We start from the raw sequence: 19,979 nt of genomic DNA on the forward strand, positions 1-19,979 counted from the left end.
TGCGGCTCCCTAGAGAGGGATCGCGACGTTTTCAACGATGTTTTGAAAACTGGCGCACCCGACACGATTCGAACGTGTGACCTTTGCCTTCGGAGGGCAACGCTCTATCCAGCTGAGCTACGGGTGCCTTCGCACCGCCTTGGAGACCAAGGAGGCGGGAAGCGGGTCTTAGCCGAAAGGCGAGGCCGGCGCAAACGGTCTCGCGATCGGGATTACGCCTTTCCCATGTAGATGAACCTCAGGACGAACAGGCCGGCCAGCACAAACAGCAGCCAGTCCTTGGGCTTGGCCTTGCCGCGCAGCAGGGTGAGGCCCGCATAGGCGGTGATGCCGAACGCCAGGCCGTTGGCGATGGAGAAGGTCAGCGGGATGGCGATCACGGTCAGGAACGCGGGGATGCCTACGCCCGGGTCGTCCCAGTCGACGTCAGCCAGGGCGCCGACCATCATCGAGCCGACGACGATCAGGGCCGGCGCTGTGGCGGCGGCCGGGATCGCCTGGACCCAGGGGGCGAAGAACAGGGTCAGCAGGAAGAGCAGGCCCACCACCACGGCGGTCAGGCCGGTGCGCCCGCCTTCCGCCACGCCCGAGGCGCTCTCGATATAGCTGACCACGGTCGAGGTGCCGGCCAGAGAGCCGCCGATGGTGGCGATGGAGTCGGCCGTGAGAATACGGTTGAGGCGCGGGATCGTGCCGTCGGGCTGGACGAGGCCGGCCTTCTTGGTCACCGCCACCAGGGTGCCGACATTGTCGAACAGGTCGACGAACAGAAAGACGAAGATCACCTCGGCCAGCGCCATGCCCAGGGCGCCGTTCAGGTGCAGGGCGGCGGGAACGTCGAGCTTGAACGCCGTGGCGGTCAGGGCCGCCAAGCCGTACTCGCCGGGGACGATCTTGGCCAGGCCCAGCGCCCAAGCGGCGCAAGCGGCGACGAGGATGCCGATCAGGATCGCGCCCTTGACCCGCCAGGCCATCAGGGCGCCCATCACCAGGAGGCCCAGGATCGCCAGGGCCGCGGACGGCTTGGTCAGGTCGCCCAAAGCGACGGTGGTGGCCGGATCGGCGACGATGATGCCGGCTTCCTTCAGGCCGATGAAGGCGATGAACAGGCCGACCCCAGCGGCGACCGCCGAGAACAGCGGGCGCGGGATGGCGCCGACGATCAACTGGCGGATGCCGGCGACGGTCAGGATCAGGAACGCCACGCCCGACAGGAACACGCAGCCCAGCGCCGTCTCCCACGGCAGGCCCATGCCCTTGACGACCGTGAAGGTGAAATAGGCGTTGAGGCCCATGCCCGGCGCCAGGGCGATCGGGTAGTTGGCGATCACGCCCATCAGGATGCTGCCCAGGCCCGCCGCCAGGCAGGTGGCGGCGGCGACGGCCGCGATGGGCATGCCGGCCTGACCCAGGATCGCCGGATTGACGATCACGATATAGGCCATGGTCAGGAAGGTAGTGAATCCGGCCAGCACCTCGGTGCGCACCGAGGTTCCCTGTTCCGATAGCTTGAAGGTCTTTTCGATCATTTCGCCGCGCCCCCGATCGCGGTCAGGTCTGGTGTGTTGGCCTCGTAGCGGTCCCAGCGGGCGGTCAGTTCGCGCACCACCACCGATCCGACACGATAGGCCGAGTCGAATGCGGACACCGCGCCCTCGTCATGGAAGGCGCGCGGAAAGGCCGGCGCGCCGAGCGGCGGGCGGGAATAGTTGCTGGCGGTCCGCAGGACCATCACGCGCTGGAAGTCGACCCTGCCCGCCTTGGCGTAGAGGTCGAGCACGTCAAGGATCCCCTGATCCTCGCAGTCGGTCATGACAAAGACCCCGGCGCCGTCGGTCCAGAGCTTGACCCAATCCTGCGCCCATTGGGTGCGCTTGGCGCCATGCCAGAACCGGGTCGCGCCCAGGGCCTCGCCCTTGAGCACGAAGGGCGGCCTTTGGGCGTTGGGCTCTCCGGCGTAAGGGGCGCGCAGGGCGGCCAGGCCGGGATGGTCGGGGATCTCGACCTTGGCGGTCAGGCCGTAGGCCCAGTCGACCAGTCGCCAGTTGAGCGCCCAGACCATGCCCGAGGAGCCCTCGGCCGAGCCCTTGACGTTCGGACGCTCGGTCTCCAGCGCATAGAGGCCGTAGGGCCAGTCGGCGGGAATCTCGCGATCGTCGACCTCGTAGATCGGATCGGCGTCGACGACATAGCGGGCCCAGGCGGCGCTGCCGATCGAGGCGGCCTTGGGGTCGACGCCGGCGATGCCGGCCACCAGCCAGTAGGTCTTGGAGAAGTCGAAACGCTTGTCGAGCAGCAGGGCCGCGACGCTTTCGCGGGCCCGGGCGCGCATGTCGGTCATGACGCCCAGCACGCCGTCCTTGGGCGAGTAACGGGCCGGATGGCGGAGGCCGGGAACCGCGATGGTCTCGGTGAGCGGCAGCCCCTCGACCCAGGGCTGGAACTCACCGGGTCGGTCGCCGGTGACCGCGCCGATCTCAAAGGTGGTCAGGACCACGACCTTGACCGGGATGGGTCTGGCGGGCTGGGCGTGCGACACCGCGCCCAGCGCCAGCCACAAGCCCATGATCAATCCAAGCAGCCGCATCGTCCTTACGCCCCGTCGCACCCCGAAGGCTGCGAAGCTGGCGCGCGCCGCCCAGGCTGGCAAGCGCGCTTCGTCGCGACAGGGCGATGGCCGAGCGGGTGATCAGTCCTTGGTCGGATCTGCGGCGTTGGGATCGCCGTAGGTCAGGGCCACGAAGACGTCTTCCAGATCGGGATCCTCGGTGGCGATGTCCTTGATGTGAACGCCGCTGGCGCGCACGGCCGCCAGCACCTGCTCAACGCTGGACTGGCCGGTGCGGTAGCTGACCGAGAAGGCGCCGCCCGAGCGCAGCTTGGTGTCGAAGCCCTCCAGGACCGGGGCGGCGGTCACGGGGCTTTCGGGCGTCACCACCACGTTGCGGCTGTCCATCCGGCTCAGCAGCTTGGCCGTCGGCTCGCAGGCCACCACCTCACCCCGGTTGATGATGGCGATCTCGTCGCAGAGCTCCTGGGCCTCTTCCAGATAGTGGGTGGTGAGCACGATGGTCACGCCCAGTTCGTTGAGGCTGGTGACGTACTGCCAGAGCTGGCGGCGCAGCTCGACATCGACCCCGGCGGTGGGCTCGTCCAGGATCAGCACCGGCGGCTGGTGGACCATGGCCTTGGCCACCATCAGACGACGCTTCATGCCGCCCGACAGCTGGCGGACATAGGCGCCCGCCTTGTCGCTCAGGCCCAGGGCGCTCAGCAGTTCGTCGGTGCGGCGCTCGTTCTTGGGCACGCCGTAGAAGCCGGCCTGCACCTCCAGCGACTCGCGCGGGGTGAAGAACACGTCGGCGGCCAGCTCCTGCGGCACCACGCCGATCGCGGCGCGGGCGTCGCGCGGCCGCTGGTCGATGTCGCGGCCCCAGATGCGCACTGTGCCCGAGCTCTTGCGGACCAGGCCCGCCAGGATGTTGATGAAGGTCGACTTGCCCGCGCCGTTGGGCCCGAGCAGACCGAAGATGGAGCCGCGGGGAATCTTCAGGTCGATACCGTTCAGGGCCCGCTTCTCCGGCGAGGTCTTGGTGCCGGCATAGGTCTTGTACAGGCCTTCGGCTTCGATGGCGTAGGCGGGCAGGTCCATGGAGCGTCCAAAGCGGGGCGGCGGCGGGCCGGGAAACGTCATAACAGGCGCGCGTCGATTGACGGCGCCTTTGAGCGTCGCATAGGTATGCCTCGTTCGCCGCCGCGCCAAGGCCGCGTTCCGAATTCAGGGATTGCCCATATGGCCAAGGCCAAGACCACGCCCGCTAACGCCACCGCTCCGACGGCCATGGACCCGGCCGCCATCGCCGGTCCCGCGCCGGAGACGATCGCGGTCCGCTCGCACCGTATCGCCTGTGACGGCGTCGGCGGCGCCTTGGGGCATCCGCGCGTCTGGCTCGAGATGGGCGCGGCCGGCTTTGTCGACTGCCCCTACTGCGACCGTCGCTTCGTGGCGACGAATGGCGAGGGTGACGAGAGCGAACAGCACGCGCCGGGCGTCTATGAAGGCGCCGGCGGTCACTAGGCCGCGCCTTGGACTCCGTGAGCAATATCCCGGCTGACCAGCGCGCCGAAACCCTGGCCAAGGCCTGGGAAAAGGCGGAGTGGCCGAACGAGGCGCCGGTGTTGCGCGCCATCGCCATGCCGTCGGACACCAATCCCGAAGGCGACATCTTCGGCGGTTGGCTGCTCTCGCAGATGGACCTGGCCGCCGCCTCGATCGCGTTCCACCGCGCGGCGGGCCGCTGCGCGACCATCGCCATCGACGGCATGACCTTCATCAGCCCGGTGTTCGTCGGTGACGAGGTCAGCCTGTTCGCGCGGGTGGTCCATACCGGGCGAACCTCGTTGAAGGTCCAGGTCGAGGCCTGGCGCCGGCCGCGCGACAGCGAACAGGCGTACAAGGTGACCGAAGGCGTGTTCACCTTCGTCGCCATCGATGAAAACCGGAAATCTCGGCCTCTGCCCTAGCGGCGGTGGTTTGAACGCGGCTTGCGTAACCTGGCGCGACGCGCGTCAGATGCGCGCATGAGCACGCCCGTCTTCGATCTCGCCACTCCGCCTTTCGCGGCCCTGACGGTCACCCAGGCCCGGATGACGGTGGGCGAGCCGTGATCACCCTGCGCGCCACACGGCCGGGCGATCTCGGCTGGATCATCCAGCGGCACGGCGAACTCTACGCCGCCGAGCAGGGCTGGGACCATCGGTTCGAAGGCGTCGTGGCCGGGGTCGTCGCCGACTATGTGAAGACCCACGACCCGGCCCGCGAAGCCTGCTGGATCGCCGAGCACGAAGGCCGACCCGTCGGCTCGATCATGCTGGCCAGGGAGACCGATACGGTCGGCCGCCTGCGACTGCTGCTGGTCGAGCCCTCGGCGCGGGGGCTGGGCGTCGGCGAGGCCCTGATCGCCGCCTGTATCGCCCGGGCCCGCGAGGCCGGCTATGCCGAGATGGTGCTGTGGACCCAGAGCATCCTGCTGCCGGCCCGTCGTCTCTATGCCCGCTTCGGCTTCGTGCTGGAGAAAAGCTGGGACTATGACGGTTTCGCCGACGGGCTGGTGTCGGAGAGCTGGCGGCTACGGCTTTGATCCGCCGCTCAGGTGGTCCTTCCACGCCTGGCGCAGCACCTTCTTGTCGATCTTGCCCGTCGCGGTCAGCGGCACGGCGGCGAAGACCACGTCGTCGGGCGTCCACCATTTGACGATCCTGGGCGCCAGGTAGTCGAGCACGGCGGCCCTGGTGACCTCCGCGCCTTCGTGAGCCTCGATGACCAGCAGGGGCCGCTCCTCCCACTTGGGATGCGGCACGCCGACCACGGCGGCGATTTTCACGCCGGGACAGCCGACGGCGACGTTTTCCAGGTCGATCGAGCTGATCCATTCGCCGCCCGACTTGATGACGTCCTTCTGGCGGTCGGTGATGCGCATGAAGCCGTTGGCGTCCAGCGTGGCGATGTCGCCGGTGTCGAAGAAACCGTCCTCGCGGGCGGCGTCGGCGTCCTTGCGGAAATAGCGCTTCACCACCCAGGGACCGCGCACCAGGAGGGCGCCGGAGGTCTCGCCGTCCCAGGGAGCGGCTTGGCCGTCCTCAGTCTCGACCTTCAGCTCGATGCCGAACTGGAGGCGGCCCTGGCGGGTCCAGATCGCCTCGTCCATCGCCTCTTCGCCCAGCGACGCGAGGGCCGGGGTCGGGGTGGCGACGACGCCGATCGGGCAGGTCTCAGTCATGCCCCAGATCTGCAGCGTCTGGACGCCGTAGCGGCGCTTGAAGGTCTCGGCCATGGCGCGCGGGACGGCGCTGCCGCCGATGACCACCTTCTTCAGGCTGTCTGGCCGACGGTCGTTCTTGTCCAGCCAGTCCAGGTACATGGTCCAGATGGTCGGCACGCCGCCGGTGAAGGTGACGCCCTCACCCTCGATCAGCTGGTGCAGGCTGGCGCCGTCCATCTTGTCGGCGGGCAGGACAAGCTTGGCCCCGCAGATCGGGGCGCTGAACGGCAGACCCCAGGCGGTGGCGTGGTAGAGGCTGGAGCAGGGCATCACCACGTCGAACGCCGTGAAGCCGAATGCGCTGTTTAAGCCCCCCGCCATGGCGTGCAGCACCACAGCCCGGTGCGAATAGAGCACCCCCTTGGGATCGCCGGTGGTGCCCGAGGTGTAGCAAAGGAAGGCGCCGGCGTTCTCGTCGAAGCTGGGCCAGGAAAACGTGTCGGGTTCATCGGCGATCAGGGTCTCGTAGCTGATCGCCCCGACCGCGCCGGGGAGGGTCCGCTCGGCGTCCGACAGCATGACGAAGGTCTTCACCGTGGTCAGCTGGGGCGCGATGCGCTCAACCAGGGCCTGGAAGTTGCGCTCGAAGAAGAGCACGCCGCTTTCAGCGTGATTGATCGTGTAGACGATCTGTTCGTCGAACAGTCGGGGATTGGCGGTGTGCAGCACCGCGCCGATCCCGGGGACGGCATAGAACAGCTCCAGGTGCCGGTGGGTGTTCCAGGCCAGCGAGGTGATCCGGTCGCCGGCCTTGATCCCCAGCCGCGTCAGGGCATTGGCCGCCTGGGCCGCGCGGCGCGCCAGGCCCGCATAGTCATAGCGATGCAGGGGTTCGTCGATCAGCCGCGAGACGATCTCGCGCGCGCCATGGGCCTGGGCGGCGTAGGTCAGGATGCCGCTGATCATCAACGGCGTCGTCTGCATCAGGCCCGGGATCATGGGCGCCTCCCAATTCTTGTCGTTGGGAGGAGGTTAGGGGGTCGGCATCCTTTTCGTGAAGGCCTTTTCGCCCCCTTCCCCCTTGATGGGGGAAGGGTTGGGGATGGGGGTGATTGCTGCGCTGGCGACAGCGCCCCGACCGCCGCCGCATCACCTCACCCCTGCCCCTCCCCATCGAGGGGAGGGGGGCGCCTCTGCTAAAGCGCCGCCAGCACCGCATCACCCATCTCGTGCGTGGTCAGCGAACCACCGAGATCGCGGGTGCGGGCGCCGTTGTCGAGGGCGGCCTTCACCGCCGCCAGCAGGGCGTCTGCGGCCTCGACCTGGCCCAGCGACCAGCGCAGGGCCATCTCGAACGACAGGATGGCGGCCAGCGGATTGGCCAGGCCTTTGCCGGCGATGTCGGGCGCCGAGCCGTGAATGGGTTCATAGAGGCCTGGCTTGCCCGGCGCGCCCAGGGCGGCCGAGGGCAGCATGCCCAGCGAGCCGGTCAGCATGGCCGCCGCGTCCGACAGGATGTCGCCGAACAGGTTGTCGGTGACGATCACGTCGAACTGCTTGGGCGCGCGGACCAGCTGCATGGCGCAGTTGTCGGCCAGGATATGCTCCAGCTGGACGTCCGGATATTCGCGCGCGTGTAGCTCGGTGATCACCTGCTTCCAGAGCAGGCCCGACTCCATGACGTTCGACTTCTCGGCCGAGTGGACCTTGTTGGTGCGGCCGCGCGCCAGCTCGAAGGCCACGCGTCCGACGCGCTCGATCTCGCTGGTCGTATAGACCTGGGTGTCGAAGCCCTTCTTCTGGCCGTCGGCCAGGTCTTCGATACCGCGCGGCTGGCCGAAATAGACGCCGCCCACGAGTTCGCGCACGAACATGATGTCCAGGCCAGAGACCAGTTCCGGCTTCAGGCTGGAAGCGCCGGCCAGGGCCTCGAAGCAATAGGCCGGGCGCAGGTTGGCGAACACGTCCATCGCCTTACGCAGGTTCAGGAGGCCCGCTTCGGGGCGCAGGTGGCGCGGGGCGTTGGCCCATTTGGGACCGCCGACCGCGCCCATCAGCACCGCATCGCTCGCGAGGGCCTGGTCGCGGACCTCGTCGGTCAGCGGCGTGCCGTGCGTATCGTAGCTGGCGCCGCCATAGAGCGCTTCTTCCACCTTCAGGTCTGGGGTGAGGGCGGCCGCCACGCGGCGCACCTGCGCGCAGACTTCCGGGCCGATGCCGTCGCCGGGCAGGAGGAGAAGAGTCGCCATCTTAGATCTCGCGATAGTCTGAAACGTCGAAGGAGGACATGCGGCGCTCATGAACGCCCAGCGCGGCGCAGGCCGCGCGCCACGCCGCCATATGAGGGCTGGCGCGATGGAATTCCAACGCCGCCGCGTCGGTGAAGTGCTCGAACACCCGGATCAGGCCGGGATCCAGCGGGTCTTCGGACAGGGCGTAGGCCAGGCAGCCCGGCTCGCCGCGCGATCCCTCGACCTGCGCGGCCAGATGCGGACGCAGCTCGGCCAGGCGTTCGGGCGCGATGCGGATCGAACCGGCGAGGATGAGGGTCATGGTCGCTCAACGCCCCAAAAAATCCGCGTCATCCCGGACGCGCGGAGCGCGATCCGGGACCCAGGACAGCCGCAGTGCATTGGCCCCTGGGTCCCGGCTCTCCGCTGCGCTGCGGCCGGGATGACACACGTTGCTGCCGCCTTACGCCTCCAGCCAGGGCTGGCTGATGGCGCGCTTGCTCTCGAACAGGTCGATGTCGCCGCCGTGCATCATCGTCTCGCCAATGGCGTCGAGACCCTTCAGCATCTTTTCCTTGCGCACGGGGTCGATGTCGAAGCCGATCGTCTTGCCCGAGGGCGAGATGACGGTCTGGGCTTCCAGATCGACGCTGACCATGTGGTTGCCGCCCTTGGCCTCGTCCATCAGCAGGGCGAGCTCCTCGGGCTTCACGATCACCGGCAGCAGGCCGTTGTTGAAGCAGTTGTTGTTGAAGATGTCGGCGAAGCTGGTGGAGATCACGCACATGATCCCGAAATCCATCAGCGCCCACGGGGCGTGCTCGCGCGAGCTGCCGCAGCCGAAATTGTCGCCGGCGATCAGCACGCTGGCGTTCTTGTACTCCGGCTTGTTCAGCACGAAGTCGCTGATCTCGTTCCCGTCGGCGTCGAAGCGGAAATCGTAGAACAGGCCCTTGGCCAGGCCCTCGCGCTCCACGGTCTTGAGGAACTGCTTGGGGATGATCTGGTCGGTGTCGATATTGGCCAGCTCCAGCGGAGCCGCGCGGCCGTCGAGGCGAGTGAAAGCGCGCATCAGGCGGTCTCCTCCAGGAAGGTCCGCACATCCACCAGATGCCCCGCGATCGCCGCCGCCGCCGCCATGGCGGGGGAGACGAGGTGGGTGCGGCCGGCGCGGCCCTGGCGCCCTTCGAAATTGCGGTTGCTGGTCGAGGCGCAGCGCTCCTGCGGGGCCAGCTTGTCGGGGTTCATGGCTAGGCACATCGAGCAGCCGGGCTCGCGCCAATCAAAGCCGGCGGCTTTGAAGATGGCGTCCAGGCCTTCTTCCTCGGCCTGTTCCTTCACCAGGCCCGAGCCGGGGACGACCATCGCCTTGACGTGCGGCGCTACCAAGCGGCCATGCAGGAAAGCTTCCTGCACCACGGCGGCGGCGGCGCGCATGTCCTCGATGCGGCTGTTGGTGCACGAGCCGATGAAGACGCGGTCGATGCGGGCTTCCGAGATCGGCTGGCCGGCGGTCAGGCCCATATAGTCAAGGGCGCGGTGGGCGGCGGCGCGCTTGTCAGGCGTGGCGAAGCTTTCCGGGTCGGGTACGTTGCCGGTGACCGGGATGACGTCCTCAGGGCTGGTGCCCCAGGTGACCATCGGCACGAGGGCCGAGCCGTCGATGACGACCGTGCGGTCGAAAACGGCGTCTTCGTCGGTGAAGAAGGTCTTCCAGTGGCTGACCGCCATGTCCCAGGCCGCGCCCTTGGGGGCGGCGGGCTTGCCCTGGATATAGGCGAAGGTCTTCTCGTCTGGGGCCACCAGGCCGGCCTTGGCGCCGCCCTCGATGGTCAGGTTGCAGAGGGTCATGCGGCCCTCCATCGACAGGCCGGCAATGGCCTCGCCGGCGAACTCGATGACATAGCCGGTGCCGCCGGCGGTGCCGATCTCGCCGATCACGGCCAGGGCCACGTCCTTGCCAGTGACGCCGGGCGGCAGCTGGCCGTCGACGCGGACCAGCATGTTCTTGGCCTTCTTCTGGCGCAGGGTCTGGGTGGCCAGGACGTGCTCGACCTCGGACGTGCCGATACCGTGGGCCAGAGCACCGAAGGCGCCGTGAGTCGAGGTGTGGCTGTCGCCGCAGACGATGGTCATGCCCGGCTGGGTGCGGCCCTGTTCGGGGCCGACCACGTGGACGATGCCGTTGCGGATGTCGCCCATCGGGAAGAATTCGATGCCGTTGTCGGCGACGTTACGGGCCAGCGTCTTGAGCTGCAGGCGCGCTTCTTCGTCGGCCACGGCGTCGACGCCCAGGGCCTGGCCCTCGGTTGGGATGTTGTGGTCGGCCACGGCCAGGGTGCGGTCGGGACGGCGCACCTTGCGGCCGGCCGCGCGAAGGCCTGCGAAGGCCTGTGGCGTGGTCACCTCGTGGATGAGGTGCAGGTCAATATAGAGGATGGCCTCGCCGCCTGCTTCGCTGACGACGTGGGCGTCCCAGATCTTGTCGTAAAGGGTTTTGCCGGACATGGCGGGGATATAGGGCGGATCGTGCGCCAAAATCCAGTGGTGGCGGGCTTGGCCGACAAATTCTTGCGCCTTGTGGGTGTCGCGCGGCGCCGAGACGACAAAGGGCGCGCCCGTCTTTCGACCTGTCGGCGCGCCCTCGCATCGTTTTCAGCCTTCGGGGGCCGATGGGCTCCGCCCGAAGAGGGCCGTCCACTAGAATGGAGACGGTCTGGAAGCCCGAGCGACAGGCGCCGGGGGTGACATCAGCTTCTCACGGAACGACGGCTTGTCAATCTGTGTGTGATTGCACTCAAGCGTGACCGTGCGATGCGGCCAAAGAAAAAGGCCCCAGTGTTTCCACCGGGGCCTCGTTCATTTCCGAAGGTCGGAAGCTTAGGCTTCGGTCGAAGCCGAAGCCTTCGGGCCGCCAGCGCGCTCGGCGATACGGGCCGACTTACCGCGACGGTCGCGCAGGTAGTACAGCTTGGCGCGACGGACGACGCCGCGACGCTTGACTTCGATGCTTTCGATGCTCGGCGACAGCAGCGGGAACAGACGCTCCACGCCTTCGCCAAACGAAATCTTACGGACCGTGAAGCTCTCGTGGACGCCCGTGCCGGCGCGGGCGATGCAGACGCCTTCATAGGCCTGAACGCGCTCGCGCTCGCCTTCCTTGATCTTCACGTTGACGCGCAGGGTGTCGCCGGGACGGAAGTCCGGGATCGCGCGGGCGGCCAGCAGACGGGCCGATTCTTCTTGCTCGAGTTGAGCGATGATGTTGATCGCCATGTTCATGTCTCCTTGGGCTTACCCGTTTTCGGGTCGCCTTTTGCCTGTTGATTGGCGAGGTGGGCCTCCCAGAGATCCGGGCGCCGCTCGCGGGTCGTTTCTTCACGCATACGCTTGCGCCATTGGTCGATCTTCTTGTGATCGCCCGACAGCAGCACCTCGGGGATGTCGAGCCCTTCGAACGTCCGCGGTCTGGTGTACTGCGGATGCTCGAGGAGTCCGTCCTCGAAGCTTTCTTCCAGCGTGCTCTCGATGTTCCCCAGAACCCCCGGGGCAAGTCGAACGCACGCCTCGATCACGACCATCGCCGCCGCTTCGCCACCGGCGAGCACGGCGTCTCCGACCGAGACCTCCTCGAACCCTCGGGCGTCGAGCACCCGCTGGTCCACCCCCTCGAAGCGGCCGCACAGCACCACGATACCGGGCGCCTTGGACCACTCCCTCACGCGCGCCTGGGTCAGGGGCCTGCCCCGGGCGCTCATGTACAAAAGCGGCCGCCCATCGCGCTCGAGGCTGTCCAGCGCCGAGGCGATCACGTCCGCTTTGAGTACGGCTCCTGCGCCGCCACCCGCAGGGGTGTCGTCGAGGAAGCCGCGCTTATCCTTGGAAAAGGCGCGAATGTCCAGTGTTTCCAATCGCCACAGGTCCTGCTCCTTCCAGGCGGTCCCGATCATCGAGACGCCGAGCGGGCCGGGGAAGGCCTCGGGGAACATGGTCAGGACGGTGGCGGTGAACGGCATGGCCGCTGTTTAGCCGCTGGATGCGCGAGAGTCGAAGCCCCCGAACGCGCATGTTCACCAAGGGCATTTTCCAGTTTGTTCACCGTCATGGGCGAAGGTCGCGGCAAGAGACAAGGTCCAGTTCACCCCATGCCGACCCAAAGCCGCTTTCTTCGACGCCTCAGCGAGGGCGTCGCCGCTTTCGCCCGCCGTCTGAGGCGCGACGACCGCGGGGCGATCGCCATCCAGTTCGCGCTGCTGGCCCTGCCATTGTCGGTTCTCCTGTTCGGCCTTGTTGATGTGGGCCGTCTCAGCCTTCAGCGTCGCCAGATGCAGGACGCGCTGGACGCCGCGACGCTGATGGCGGCCCGATCGACGGCCTCGACCAACGGCGAACTCGACACGGTGGGGGACGCTGCGTTCCTGGCCGAGATCGCCGGCATGAACCTTGGCCTCACCGCCTCGAACGCCACCTTTTCGGCGGGAACCAACAACCGGATCATCGGCTCGGTCACCGCCACCTTGAGGCCGATCATCGCCAACCTCTGGCAAAGCGGTGACTTCACGGTGACCGCGACGTCGGAAGTCGTGCGCTCGTCCAAGAACCTTGAAGTCGCTCTGGTGCTCGACATCACCGGCTCGATGGGCGGTACGCGGATCGCCGACCTCAAGGTCGCCGCCTCGGACCTTGTCGACATCATCGTCCGGGACACCCAGACGCCGTTCTATTCGAAGATCGCCCTGGTGCCCTACGCCGCCGGCGTGAACCTCGACACCTATGCCGACGCCGCGCGAGGGCCGATCCCGGTGCGCAACATCAGCAATGTCGGGTGGCTCTCGGCCGGGACGAACATCACGGCCATCAACAGGAACTCTACCGCCCGGGTGACGTCGGCGGGCCATGGTCTGGTCACGGGCGACCGGGTCTTCATCTCCGGGATCAACGCCAGTGGTTCGAACAGCATGTCATCGCTGAACGGACAGATTTACACGGTCACCAAGGACAACGACAATCGGGTGTGGCTCGACGGCGTGGATACCAGCGGCAAGTCGACCTACTCCAGCGGCGGCACGATCCGAAAGTGCCTCACCAGCAATTGCAGCTTGGTGGCGACGACGAGCGCGGCGCACGGCTTCATCACGGGTGACCAGATCAGCTTTGCGGGCATCGGCGGGACCACCACGCTGAACGGCCAGACGCTCTCGATCACCAACCTGACCAGCACGACCTTCGACACCGGCGTCGCGGGCCTTGGGACGACCGCCTATACGAGCGGCGGGACGGCGACCTGCGAGCAGAGCACGACCCCCGGGTGCCGGCGTCTGGCCTATACCAGCGCTGACGACACCGACGAGGTGCGCGACATCAGCACCTGTGTCAGCGAGCGCACCGGGACGCAGGCCTATACGGACGCCGCGCCCAGCACCGCCTATGTCGGGACGAATTATCCCTCGAGCTCGAATCCTTGCCCGTCTGCGACCATCATGCCGCTTTCCAGCGACAAGACGGCGCTGAAGGCCCAGATCAACAACTACACGGTCGGCGGCTCGACGGCGGGTCAGATCGGCTTGGCCTGGGGTTGGTACATGGTCGCGCCGAACTTCGGCTACATGTGGCCCAACGCATCGCAGCGTCCGGCCGCCTACAGGAGCCGGGACCTGATGAAGGTCGTGATCATGATGACCGACGGCGCCTTCAACACCCCGTACTGCAACGGTGTGATCGCCGCCGACGCCGGCAGCGGCAGCGGCAGCGACGACGATCACATCAATTGCAACGCCACCAATGGCGATCCTTATACCCAGGCCCGGGCGCTCTGCACGGCGATCAAGAACAGCGCCAACGACATCACGCTCTACACGGTCGGCTTTGCGGTGGGTTCGGACAACACCGCCAGGACCTTCCTGACCAACTGCGCTTCGGACTCCTCCAAGGCCTTCTTCCCCGCCAACGGCTCTGAGCTGAAGACGTCGTTCAAGGCGATCGCCCAGGAAATCTCGTCCCTGCGGATCTCCAGATAGAAAAGCCCCGCCGTTTCCGGCGGGGCTCATTGTTCTCAGCGACGATGACCGTCAGGCCAGCTTGATCTCGCGAAGACGCTGCTGAAGGAACTCATCGGCGGTGATCGACTCCGGATAGCGGTCCGGATTTTCGGCCGTGACGCAGTTTTGCAGCGTCTTGATCTCGTAGTCCGACGCGAAGTGCAGGAAGAACGGCGTCGAGTAGCGCGGCACGCCCCGACGTTCCGGCGGCGGGTTCACGACGCGGTGCACCGTCGAGGGCAGGATGTTGTTGGTCAGGCGCTCCAGCATGTCGCCGATGTTGATGACCAGGCAGCCCGGGGGCGGGTTGATCGGCAGCCACTGGCCGTCGCGGTCCAGCACCTCAAGGCCGCCTTCCTCGGCGCCCAGCAATAGGGTGATGGTGTTGATGTCGCCGTGGGCGCCGGCGCGCACGCCGGTAGCGTCCTTGGGGATCGGCGGATAGTGCAGCAGTCGCAGCACCGAATTGCCGTCCTGAACGGTCGGCTTGAAGAAGTCGCGCTCCAGCTTCAGGTAGGTGGCGATGGCTTCCAGCACCTTGCCGCCCATGCCGTCGAGGCTGTTGTACAGCCAGCTGACGTCGTGCTTGAACGCCGGGATCTCAGCCGGCCAGACATTGTCGGCCATGTGCGCGCGGAACCGGTGGCCGGGCGGCAGGTCGCGGCCCATGTGCCAGAATTCCTTCAGGTCGTAGTGGTCGGCGCCCTTGGCGGTCTCGACGCCGAAGGGGATATAGCCGCGGGCTCCGCCCTTGACGCCCGCGTACTGCTTCTTGGTTTCGACCGGCAGCGCAAAGAAGGCCTTGGCGGAGTCGACGGCGGCGTCGATGCGCGCCTGATCCAGATCATAGTCGGACAGCACGGCGAAGCCGTAGCGTTCGAACGACGCGCCCAGTTCTTGTGCGAAGCGCGAGAAGTCCTTGGCGTAGAGAGAAAACGAAACCGGGTCGATGGCGGAGGTGGACACGTCTGCGAGCCTTGGAATGAGTAAGTTCCTTCTTACTACACCGGACGTCGGGCGAAACGAAGGCTGTTCGTCACCGTGCGGCGTTGCGGTCGGGAACTTGACCATAAGACGGGCGTTTGCCCGGGTGACTTGATCTACAGCAAAGACGCGAGGGTTGCGAGAATGCCGAAATTCGCTCGAAAGACGACGCTGGCGGTGGTGCTGATGAGCGCCGGCGCGCTGGCCGCCTGCACCACCACCGATCCCTACACCGGCATGCCGGTCCGCAATAACACCGGCACGGGCGTGCTGACCGGCGCGGGCGTCGGCGCGGTGCTGGGTTATCTGACCAACACCAACAAGGGCGAGCAGGGCCGCAAGAACGCGCTCATCGGCGCGGGTATCGGCGCGCTGGCCGGCGGGGCCATCGGCAATTACATGGACCGCCAGCAGGCGGACTTCCGCCGCAGCCTGGAAGGCTCGGGCGTGATGATCCGCCGCGACGGCGACCAGATCGTGCTGGTCATGCCCAGCGACGTGACCTTCGCGGTCGATCGTTCCGACGTGCAGCCCCAGTTCACCCGCGTCCTGGACGACGTGGCCCGCACGCTGAACGCCTATCCCCAGACCACGATCGATGTGGTGGGTCACGCCGACTCCAGCGGTCCGGACGACTATAACCAGACCCTGTCCGAGCGCCGCGCCAGCGCCGTCGCCGGCTATCTGACGGGCCCTGGCGGTGTGTTGCCCGACCGTGTCTTCGTCGCCGGCATGGGCGAACGCGCGCCGATCGCCGACAACGCCACGCCGGCGGGCCGCACCCAGAATCGGCGGGTCGAGATCATTCTCCGCCCCCTGACCTGATGGCCCTTCGGGGCGGCGTTCGCGCGCCGCCCCGCCCCTTAGGGGTATGAAGCGGTTGCTTTTCCCGCGCTTCGTCGCCAAGTCGTCATCCTTCGAGGGCGCGGCGCGAGGAAGACGTGGCGAAAACGGCGAGCGAGATCAGTCTGACCCGGCAGGCCATGAGCCTGACCGAGGATCTGATGACGCCGAATGCGGCCATTTACTGGGCCGATCTGACGATCTCGGCCGCGGTCATGTGGGGCGGGTTCCTGGTCGCCGCGACGACGTCCAACCTGGCCTTGGGTCTTGGCGCGGCGCTTCTGAGCATGCTGGCGCTCTACCGCGCGCTGAGCTTCATCCACGAACTGACCCATATCCGCGATGACGAGGCCCCTGGCTTCCGCGTCGGCTGGAACGTGCTGGTGGGCGTACCGCTGATGACGCCGTCGTTGATGTACGAGGGCGTGCACAACATCCACCACATCAAGGATCGCTTCGGCACCAGGCTGGACCCGGAGTACCTGCCGCTGTCGCGCTTTACGCCGCTGAAGCTGGCGGGCTTTCTCTTTGTCGCCCTGCTTGCGCCGCTGGGCGTGATCCTGCGCTCGGCGATCCTGATCCCGCTGTCGTTCCTGGTTCCGTCGCTGCGCCGCTATCTGAAGACCAAGCTGTCGGCGCTGATCATCAACCCCGACTTCGTGCGCGAGGACTTGAACCGCTGGCGCAAGGCGTGGGTGATCCAAGACGGCGCCTGCTGGCTGTGGTCGTGGGCGGTGATCGCCGGCCTGGCCTTGGGCGTCGTTCCCGTGCGCGTCGTGCTGACGGGCCTGGCGATCTTTTCTCTCGCCACCTTCCTGAACCAGGCCCGCACCCTGGTGGCCCACCACTGGGACAATGACGGGGACAAGATGACGCTCGAGGAGCAGTTCCTCGACTCGGTCAACGTGCCGCCGCCGAACCTGGCCTCCGAGCTCTGGGCTCCGGTGGGCCTGCGCTACCACGCGCTGCATCACCTGCTGCCGCGCCTGCCCTATCACAACATGGGCAAGGCCCATGCGCGGCTGGTCGAGGCGCTGGGCGCGGACTCGCTCTATCATCGAGCGTCGGAGCCGGGGCTCTTCGAGGCGCTGGGCGATCTCTTCCGCCGCGTTCGCCAGAAGAACGCCGACGCACAGAACCAGCCCGCGCATTAAGCGGCGGTTGAGGCGTCTTCGCTAAGACGGATCCGTTTCGTACGGAGACCGCAGGGCGTGAGCATCGCGCAGCCAGGGTTCGACTTCGCCGCGGCCGGTCATCGGCTGGCCGCGCCCCTGCTCGACACCCTGCTGCCGCTAGGTTCGACCTTCTCGCTGGTTTCGTTGACCTGCGCGGTCCTGATCGCGGCGGGTCATGTGGTCTCAAGCCGCCGCGCGCGCGGTCGTCGGACCTCGGCGCGCCTGCTGGTCCGGGCGCTGTTTCCCCGCAGGGTCTGGCTGACCGCGTCGAGCCGCCTGGATCTGGTCTTCTTCGTGTTCAACGTCTGGTGCGCGGGTCTCTTGCTGGGCGCTGCGCTCTTGTCGGGCCAGGCGATCACCAAGGCGTTGTCGGGATGGCTGGCGGCGAGCCTCGGCGAAGGGCCCCTCGCAGCCACCCCATGGGCCATCGTGGCGGTGGTGGGCACGCTCGCGGGCTTCCTGGCCTACGAGCTCGGCTACTGGGTCGATCATTGGCTGAGCCACAAGGTCAAGTTCCTGTGGGCCTTTCACAAGGTTCACCACACCGCCGAGGTGCTGACGCCGCTGACGGTCTATCGCGTCCACCCCATCGAGAGCCTGAAGTTCGCCAACATCGCGGCCTTGGCCACCGGTGGAACCGGGGGCGTCCTGGCCTGGGCGTTCGGGTCGGCATGGCATGCGCCGCTGATCTTCGGTCAGAACGCGATCTTCCTGGTGTTCGCGATGAGCGTGATCCACCTGCAGCACTCGCACGCCTGGATGACGTTCCGGCCGTTCGGCAAGTGGCTGCTGAGCCCCGCCCACCACCAGATTCATCACTCGGCCGACCCTGCCCATTTCGGCAAGAACCTGGGCAGTTGCCTGGCGGTCTGGGACCGGCTGTTCGGCACGCTTCATGTCCCGGATCAGCGCCCCGCGTCGCTGGTCTTTGGCGCTGTGGCGACGGATCCGCACAGCCTGACCGGCGGGTTCGCGACACCCTTCGTGGAAGCCTTCAAGGGCGAGCCCTTGCCAAGGCCGGTCCCTCTGCCTGCGGAGTAGGGCTCAGTCGGCCCCTTCCTGTTGCGCCCGCTCGCGCAGTTCCTCGTCCAGGCTGGCGGTGTCCCAGGCGCCGCCCGCATCGCCGGGGCGCATGCGGTGGAGGTCGGCGTTCAGCAGCCGGTCCATAGTCTGAGCCGCGTCGCGCGAGGCCAGCATATAGGCCTCTTCCTGGCCCCACATCGGTCGCAGCTCTTCGAACATCCGGCGGTCGTGGCGGCGGAAGAAGGCGGCGGCGCGATGGGCGCGGTGCGCGCGGAAGCCCAGCTTCTGAAGCGCGGTCGAGCCCAGCGCCAAGGCGGATTCGAACGTCTCGCGTTCCACCGCGTCCGCGCCGTTCGAGAGCAGGTCGTAGGCGTGACGACGGTCCCAGGCGCGCGCCAGGATGGTCAGGTCCGGGAACGCCTTGCGAGCGGTCTCGACCAGCTCGACGGTCTTCTCGCGATCATCGAGGGCGACGATCAGCATCCGCGCGCGATCGGCGCCAGCCTGGCGCAGCAGATCCAGGCGCGTGGCGTCGCCATAGTGCACGCGCCGGCCAAAGCGCCGCAGAAGCTCGATCTGCTCGATGTCGCTGTCCAGAACCGTCGACTTGAAGCCGTTCGCCGCCAGCAGGCGGCCGGTGATCTGTCCGAACCGGCCAAAGCCCGCGATGATGATGTCAGGCTCGCCCTCGTCGAAGTCGCCGGTGTCCGGCGTGACGTCGGGGATCGCCGCGTCCATCAGGGCCGCGACCCGCTCATAGAGGATCATGGCCACGGGCGTCAGGGCCATGGAGACGGCGATGGCGGCGGTCAGCAGCGCGGCCAGCTGCGCGCCGATCACCCCGGCGCCGACGGTGAAGGTCAGCAGCACGAAGGCGAACTCGCCGCCCTGGGCCAGGGCGGTGGCGACGGCCAGAGCCCCGCGCTTGGGCGCGCCGAACAGCCGGGCGATGCCGTACATGACCAGGAACTTCAAAACCATCAGGCCCAAGACCAGACCCACAAGGGTCAAGGGCTGGCGCGCCACCAGCGGCAGGTCCACCCCGGCGCCGACGGTCATGAAGAACAGGCCCAGCAACAGGCCCCGGAAGGGTTCGATGTCGGTCTCCAGCTCGCGGCGGAACTCGCTCTCGGCCAGCACGACGCCCGCCAGGAAGGCGCCGAGCGCGGGCGAGAGGCCCACGGTCTGCATCAGGCTGGCCACCGCCACCACGATCAGCAGGGCCGAGGCGGTGAAGATCTCGCGCAGGCGCGCCTTGGCGATGAAGCGGAACAGGGGGCGGACCAGATAGCGCCCGCCGCCGACCACGGCGGCCACGGCCGCGAGCACCGACAGGGTCTGAGCCCAGACCGGCAAGGTCGCCACGAGGCTTCCGCCATGGCCGCCGGCCTCGGCCGCGTGCTGGGGCGCGCTGATCGCGAGCAGGGGCAAAAGGGCGAACAGCGGGATGACCGCCAGGTCCTGCAACAGCAGCACCCCGAAGGCCGCACGGCCGACCGGGCCTTGGCGCAAACCCTTTTCGTCCAGGGTCTGCAGCACGATGGCGGTGGAGGACATGGCCAGGACCAAGCCCACCGCCAGCGCCGTCTGCCACGGCAAGCCAAAGGCGAGCGCGGCGGCGGCGATGGTCAGCGCCGTGCCGACCACCTGGGCGCCGCCCAGGCCGAAGATCGCCTTGCGCATGTCCCACAGCGTCGAGGGCTGGACCTCGAGACCGATCAGGAACAGCAGGATGACGACGCCGAACTCGGCGAACTTCATCACGTCGGCCTGGTCGCCGACCAGCGACAGAGCGAACGGGCCGATCAGCACGCCGGCGATCAGGTAGCCCAGCACCGAGCCAAGCCCGAGGCGCTTGGCGATCGGCACCGAGACGACGGCGGCGCCCAGATAGACAAGGGTCTGGGTCAGGATGTTTTCCAC

Annotated in this window: 19 protein-coding genes and 1 tRNA gene; 7 read left to right on the top strand and 13 right to left on the bottom strand. The window is 67.4% G+C overall.

All coding sequences use genetic code 11. The features are described 5' to 3' along the window. Positions 1-50: 50 nt before the first annotated feature. The 4 genes from CA606_RS00970 to CA606_RS00985 all read right to left on the bottom strand — a co-directional run bounded on the left by CA606_RS00970 (position 51) and on the right by CA606_RS00985 (position 3,652). Positions 51-127: transfer RNA gene (locus CA606_RS00970), tRNA-Arg, on the bottom strand. Positions 128-212: 85 nt separating this feature from the next. Continuing rightward, positions 213-1,529 carry an NCS2 family permease gene (locus CA606_RS00975; RefSeq protein WP_096052810.1) on the bottom strand — a complete coding sequence of 439 codons (1,317 nt, stop codon included), beginning with the start codon at positions 1,527-1,529 and terminating at the stop codon, positions 213-215. Further along, positions 1,526-2,608 carry a purine nucleoside permease gene (locus CA606_RS00980; RefSeq protein WP_096053919.1) on the bottom strand — a complete coding sequence of 361 codons (1,083 nt, stop codon included), beginning with the start codon at positions 2,606-2,608 and terminating at the stop codon, positions 1,526-1,528. The genes CA606_RS00975 and CA606_RS00980 overlap by 4 nt, the downstream gene beginning before the upstream one ends. An 81-nt stretch (positions 2,609-2,689) precedes the next feature. Next, positions 2,690-3,652, bottom strand: coding sequence for an ABC transporter ATP-binding protein (locus CA606_RS00985; protein ID WP_096053918.1), 963 nt, complete (start codon positions 3,650-3,652; stop codon positions 2,690-2,692). Positions 3,653-3,793: 141 nt separating this feature from the next. On the opposite strand from CA606_RS00985, the gene CA606_RS00990 reads away from it, so the two are divergent. From CA606_RS00990 to CA606_RS01000, 3 genes are all read left to right on the top strand, one after another. Next, positions 3,794-4,078, top strand: coding sequence for a zinc-finger domain-containing protein (locus tag CA606_RS00990; RefSeq protein WP_096052809.1), 285 nt, complete (start codon positions 3,794-3,796; stop codon positions 4,076-4,078). A gap of 98 nt (positions 4,079-4,176) precedes the next feature. Continuing rightward, positions 4,177-4,524: an acyl-CoA thioesterase gene (locus tag CA606_RS00995; protein WP_423752949.1), complete on the top strand. Its 348-nt coding sequence runs from the start codon at positions 4,177-4,179 to the stop codon at positions 4,522-4,524. 140 nt (positions 4,525-4,664) lie between these two features. Then, entirely contained in the window at positions 4,665-5,141 is a 477-nt protein-coding gene (locus CA606_RS01000) for a GNAT family N-acetyltransferase (RefSeq protein WP_096052808.1), read from the top strand. Here CA606_RS01000 and CA606_RS01005 read toward each other — a convergent pair. From CA606_RS01005 to trmD, 7 genes are all read right to left on the bottom strand, one after another. Beyond that, the gene (locus CA606_RS01005) at positions 5,130-6,761 is read right to left on the bottom strand and encodes a long-chain fatty acid--CoA ligase (RefSeq protein ID WP_096052807.1); all 1,632 of its coding nucleotides are present in this window, start codon (positions 6,759-6,761) and stop codon (positions 5,130-5,132) included. The two genes, CA606_RS01000 and CA606_RS01005, sit on opposite strands and share 12 nt — an antisense overlap. A gap of 197 nt (positions 6,762-6,958) precedes the next feature. After that, the gene (gene leuB, locus CA606_RS01010) at positions 6,959-8,011 is read right to left on the bottom strand and encodes a 3-isopropylmalate dehydrogenase (RefSeq protein ID WP_096052806.1); all 1,053 of its coding nucleotides are present in this window, start codon (positions 8,009-8,011) and stop codon (positions 6,959-6,961) included. A 1-nt stretch (position 8,012) separates the two neighbouring features. Next, positions 8,013-8,315, bottom strand: a complete 303-nt coding sequence (locus CA606_RS01015) for a putative quinol monooxygenase (RefSeq protein ID WP_096052805.1) — start codon at positions 8,313-8,315, stop codon at positions 8,013-8,015. Between the two features lie 141 nt (positions 8,316-8,456). Beyond that, the gene (gene leuD / locus CA606_RS01020) at positions 8,457-9,065 is read right to left on the bottom strand and encodes a 3-isopropylmalate dehydratase small subunit (protein ID WP_096052804.1); all 609 of its coding nucleotides are present in this window, start codon (positions 9,063-9,065) and stop codon (positions 8,457-8,459) included. Further along, complete coding sequence (leuC, locus tag CA606_RS01025) at positions 9,065-10,501, bottom strand: 3-isopropylmalate dehydratase large subunit (protein ID WP_096053916.1); 1,437 nt, start codon at positions 10,499-10,501, stop codon at positions 9,065-9,067. Before leuC ends, leuD begins: the two co-directional genes overlap by 1 nt. 372 nt (positions 10,502-10,873) lie before the next feature. Next, positions 10,874-11,269, bottom strand: coding sequence for a 50S ribosomal protein L19 (gene rplS, locus CA606_RS01030; protein WP_010918086.1), 396 nt, complete (start codon positions 11,267-11,269; stop codon positions 10,874-10,876). A 2-nt stretch (positions 11,270-11,271) separates the two neighbouring features. After that, a complete protein-coding gene (gene trmD, locus CA606_RS01035) occupies positions 11,272-12,009 on the bottom strand; it encodes a tRNA (guanosine(37)-N1)-methyltransferase TrmD (protein ID WP_096052803.1) in 738 nt (245 codons plus the stop codon). Positions 12,010-12,138: 129 nt separating this feature from the next. Here trmD and CA606_RS01040 point away from each other — a divergent pair, with 129 nt between their 5' ends. Beyond that, a complete protein-coding gene (locus CA606_RS01040; protein WP_096052802.1) occupies positions 12,139-14,010 on the top strand; it encodes a TadE/TadG family type IV pilus assembly protein in 1,872 nt (623 codons plus the stop codon). Positions 14,011-14,061: 51 nt separating this feature from the next. On the opposite strand, the gene CA606_RS01045 is transcribed toward CA606_RS01040, so the two are convergent. Further along, entirely contained in the window at positions 14,062-14,997 is a 936-nt protein-coding gene (locus tag CA606_RS01045) for an isopenicillin N synthase family dioxygenase (RefSeq protein ID WP_096052801.1), read from the bottom strand. A 162-nt stretch (positions 14,998-15,159) separates the two neighbouring features. Here CA606_RS01045 and CA606_RS01050 point away from each other — a divergent pair, with 162 nt between their 5' ends. From CA606_RS01050 to CA606_RS01060, 3 genes are all read left to right on the top strand, one after another. Continuing rightward, a complete protein-coding gene (locus CA606_RS01050; protein WP_096052800.1) occupies positions 15,160-15,840 on the top strand; it encodes an OmpA family protein in 681 nt (226 codons plus the stop codon). Between the two features lie 116 nt (positions 15,841-15,956). Then, on the top strand, positions 15,957-17,012 hold the full coding sequence (locus CA606_RS01055; RefSeq protein WP_096052799.1) for a fatty acid desaturase family protein: 1,056 nt from the start codon (positions 15,957-15,959) through the stop codon (positions 17,010-17,012). Between the two features lie 57 nt (positions 17,013-17,069). Beyond that, the gene (locus CA606_RS01060) at positions 17,070-18,074 is read left to right on the top strand and encodes a sterol desaturase family protein (protein WP_096052798.1); all 1,005 of its coding nucleotides are present in this window, start codon (positions 17,070-17,072) and stop codon (positions 18,072-18,074) included. A 3-nt stretch (positions 18,075-18,077) separates the two neighbouring features. Here CA606_RS01060 and CA606_RS01065 read toward each other — a convergent pair whose 3' ends face one another. Further along, entirely contained in the window at positions 18,078-19,979 is a 1,902-nt protein-coding gene (locus CA606_RS01065; protein WP_096052797.1) for a monovalent cation:proton antiporter-2 (CPA2) family protein, read from the bottom strand.

Source organism: Caulobacter vibrioides, from assembly GCF_002310375.3.
In the GTDB taxonomy this organism is placed as follows: Bacteria; Pseudomonadota; Alphaproteobacteria; order Caulobacterales; family Caulobacteraceae; genus Caulobacter; species Caulobacter vibrioides_D.

Excerpts from the sequence above, each read along its gene's own strand:
- CA606_RS00975 (WP_096052810.1), bottom strand. The coding sequence starts at position 1,529 with ATGATCGAAAAGACCTTCAAGCTATCGGAACAGGGAACCTCGGTGCGC.
- CA606_RS00985 (WP_096053918.1), bottom strand. The coding sequence starts at position 3,652 with ATGGACCTGCCCGCCTACGCCATCGAAGCCGAAGGCCTGTACAAGACC.
- CA606_RS00990 (WP_096052809.1), top strand. The coding sequence starts at position 3,794 with ATGGCCAAGGCCAAGACCACGCCCGCTAACGCCACCGCTCCGACGGCC.
- CA606_RS01005 (WP_096052807.1), bottom strand. The coding sequence starts at position 6,761 with ATGATCCCGGGCCTGATGCAGACGACGCCGTTGATGATCAGCGGCATC.
- leuB (WP_096052806.1), bottom strand. The coding sequence starts at position 8,011 with ATGGCGACTCTTCTCCTCCTGCCCGGCGACGGCATCGGCCCGGAAGTC.
- CA606_RS01015 (WP_096052805.1), bottom strand. The coding sequence starts at position 8,315 with ATGACCCTCATCCTCGCCGGTTCGATCCGCATCGCGCCCGAACGCCTG.
- leuD (WP_096052804.1), bottom strand. The coding sequence starts at position 9,065 with ATGCGCGCTTTCACTCGCCTCGACGGCCGCGCGGCTCCGCTGGAGCTG.
- leuC (WP_096053916.1), bottom strand. The coding sequence starts at position 10,501 with ATGTCCGGCAAAACCCTTTACGACAAGATCTGGGACGCCCACGTCGTC.
- rplS (WP_010918086.1), bottom strand. The coding sequence starts at position 11,269 with ATGGCGATCAACATCATCGCTCAACTCGAGCAAGAAGAATCGGCCCGT.
- trmD (WP_096052803.1), bottom strand. The coding sequence starts at position 12,009 with ATGCCGTTCACCGCCACCGTCCTGACCATGTTCCCCGAGGCCTTCCCC.
- CA606_RS01040 (WP_096052802.1), top strand. The coding sequence starts at position 12,139 with ATGCCGACCCAAAGCCGCTTTCTTCGACGCCTCAGCGAGGGCGTCGCC.
- CA606_RS01050 (WP_096052800.1), top strand. The coding sequence starts at position 15,160 with ATGCCGAAATTCGCTCGAAAGACGACGCTGGCGGTGGTGCTGATGAGC.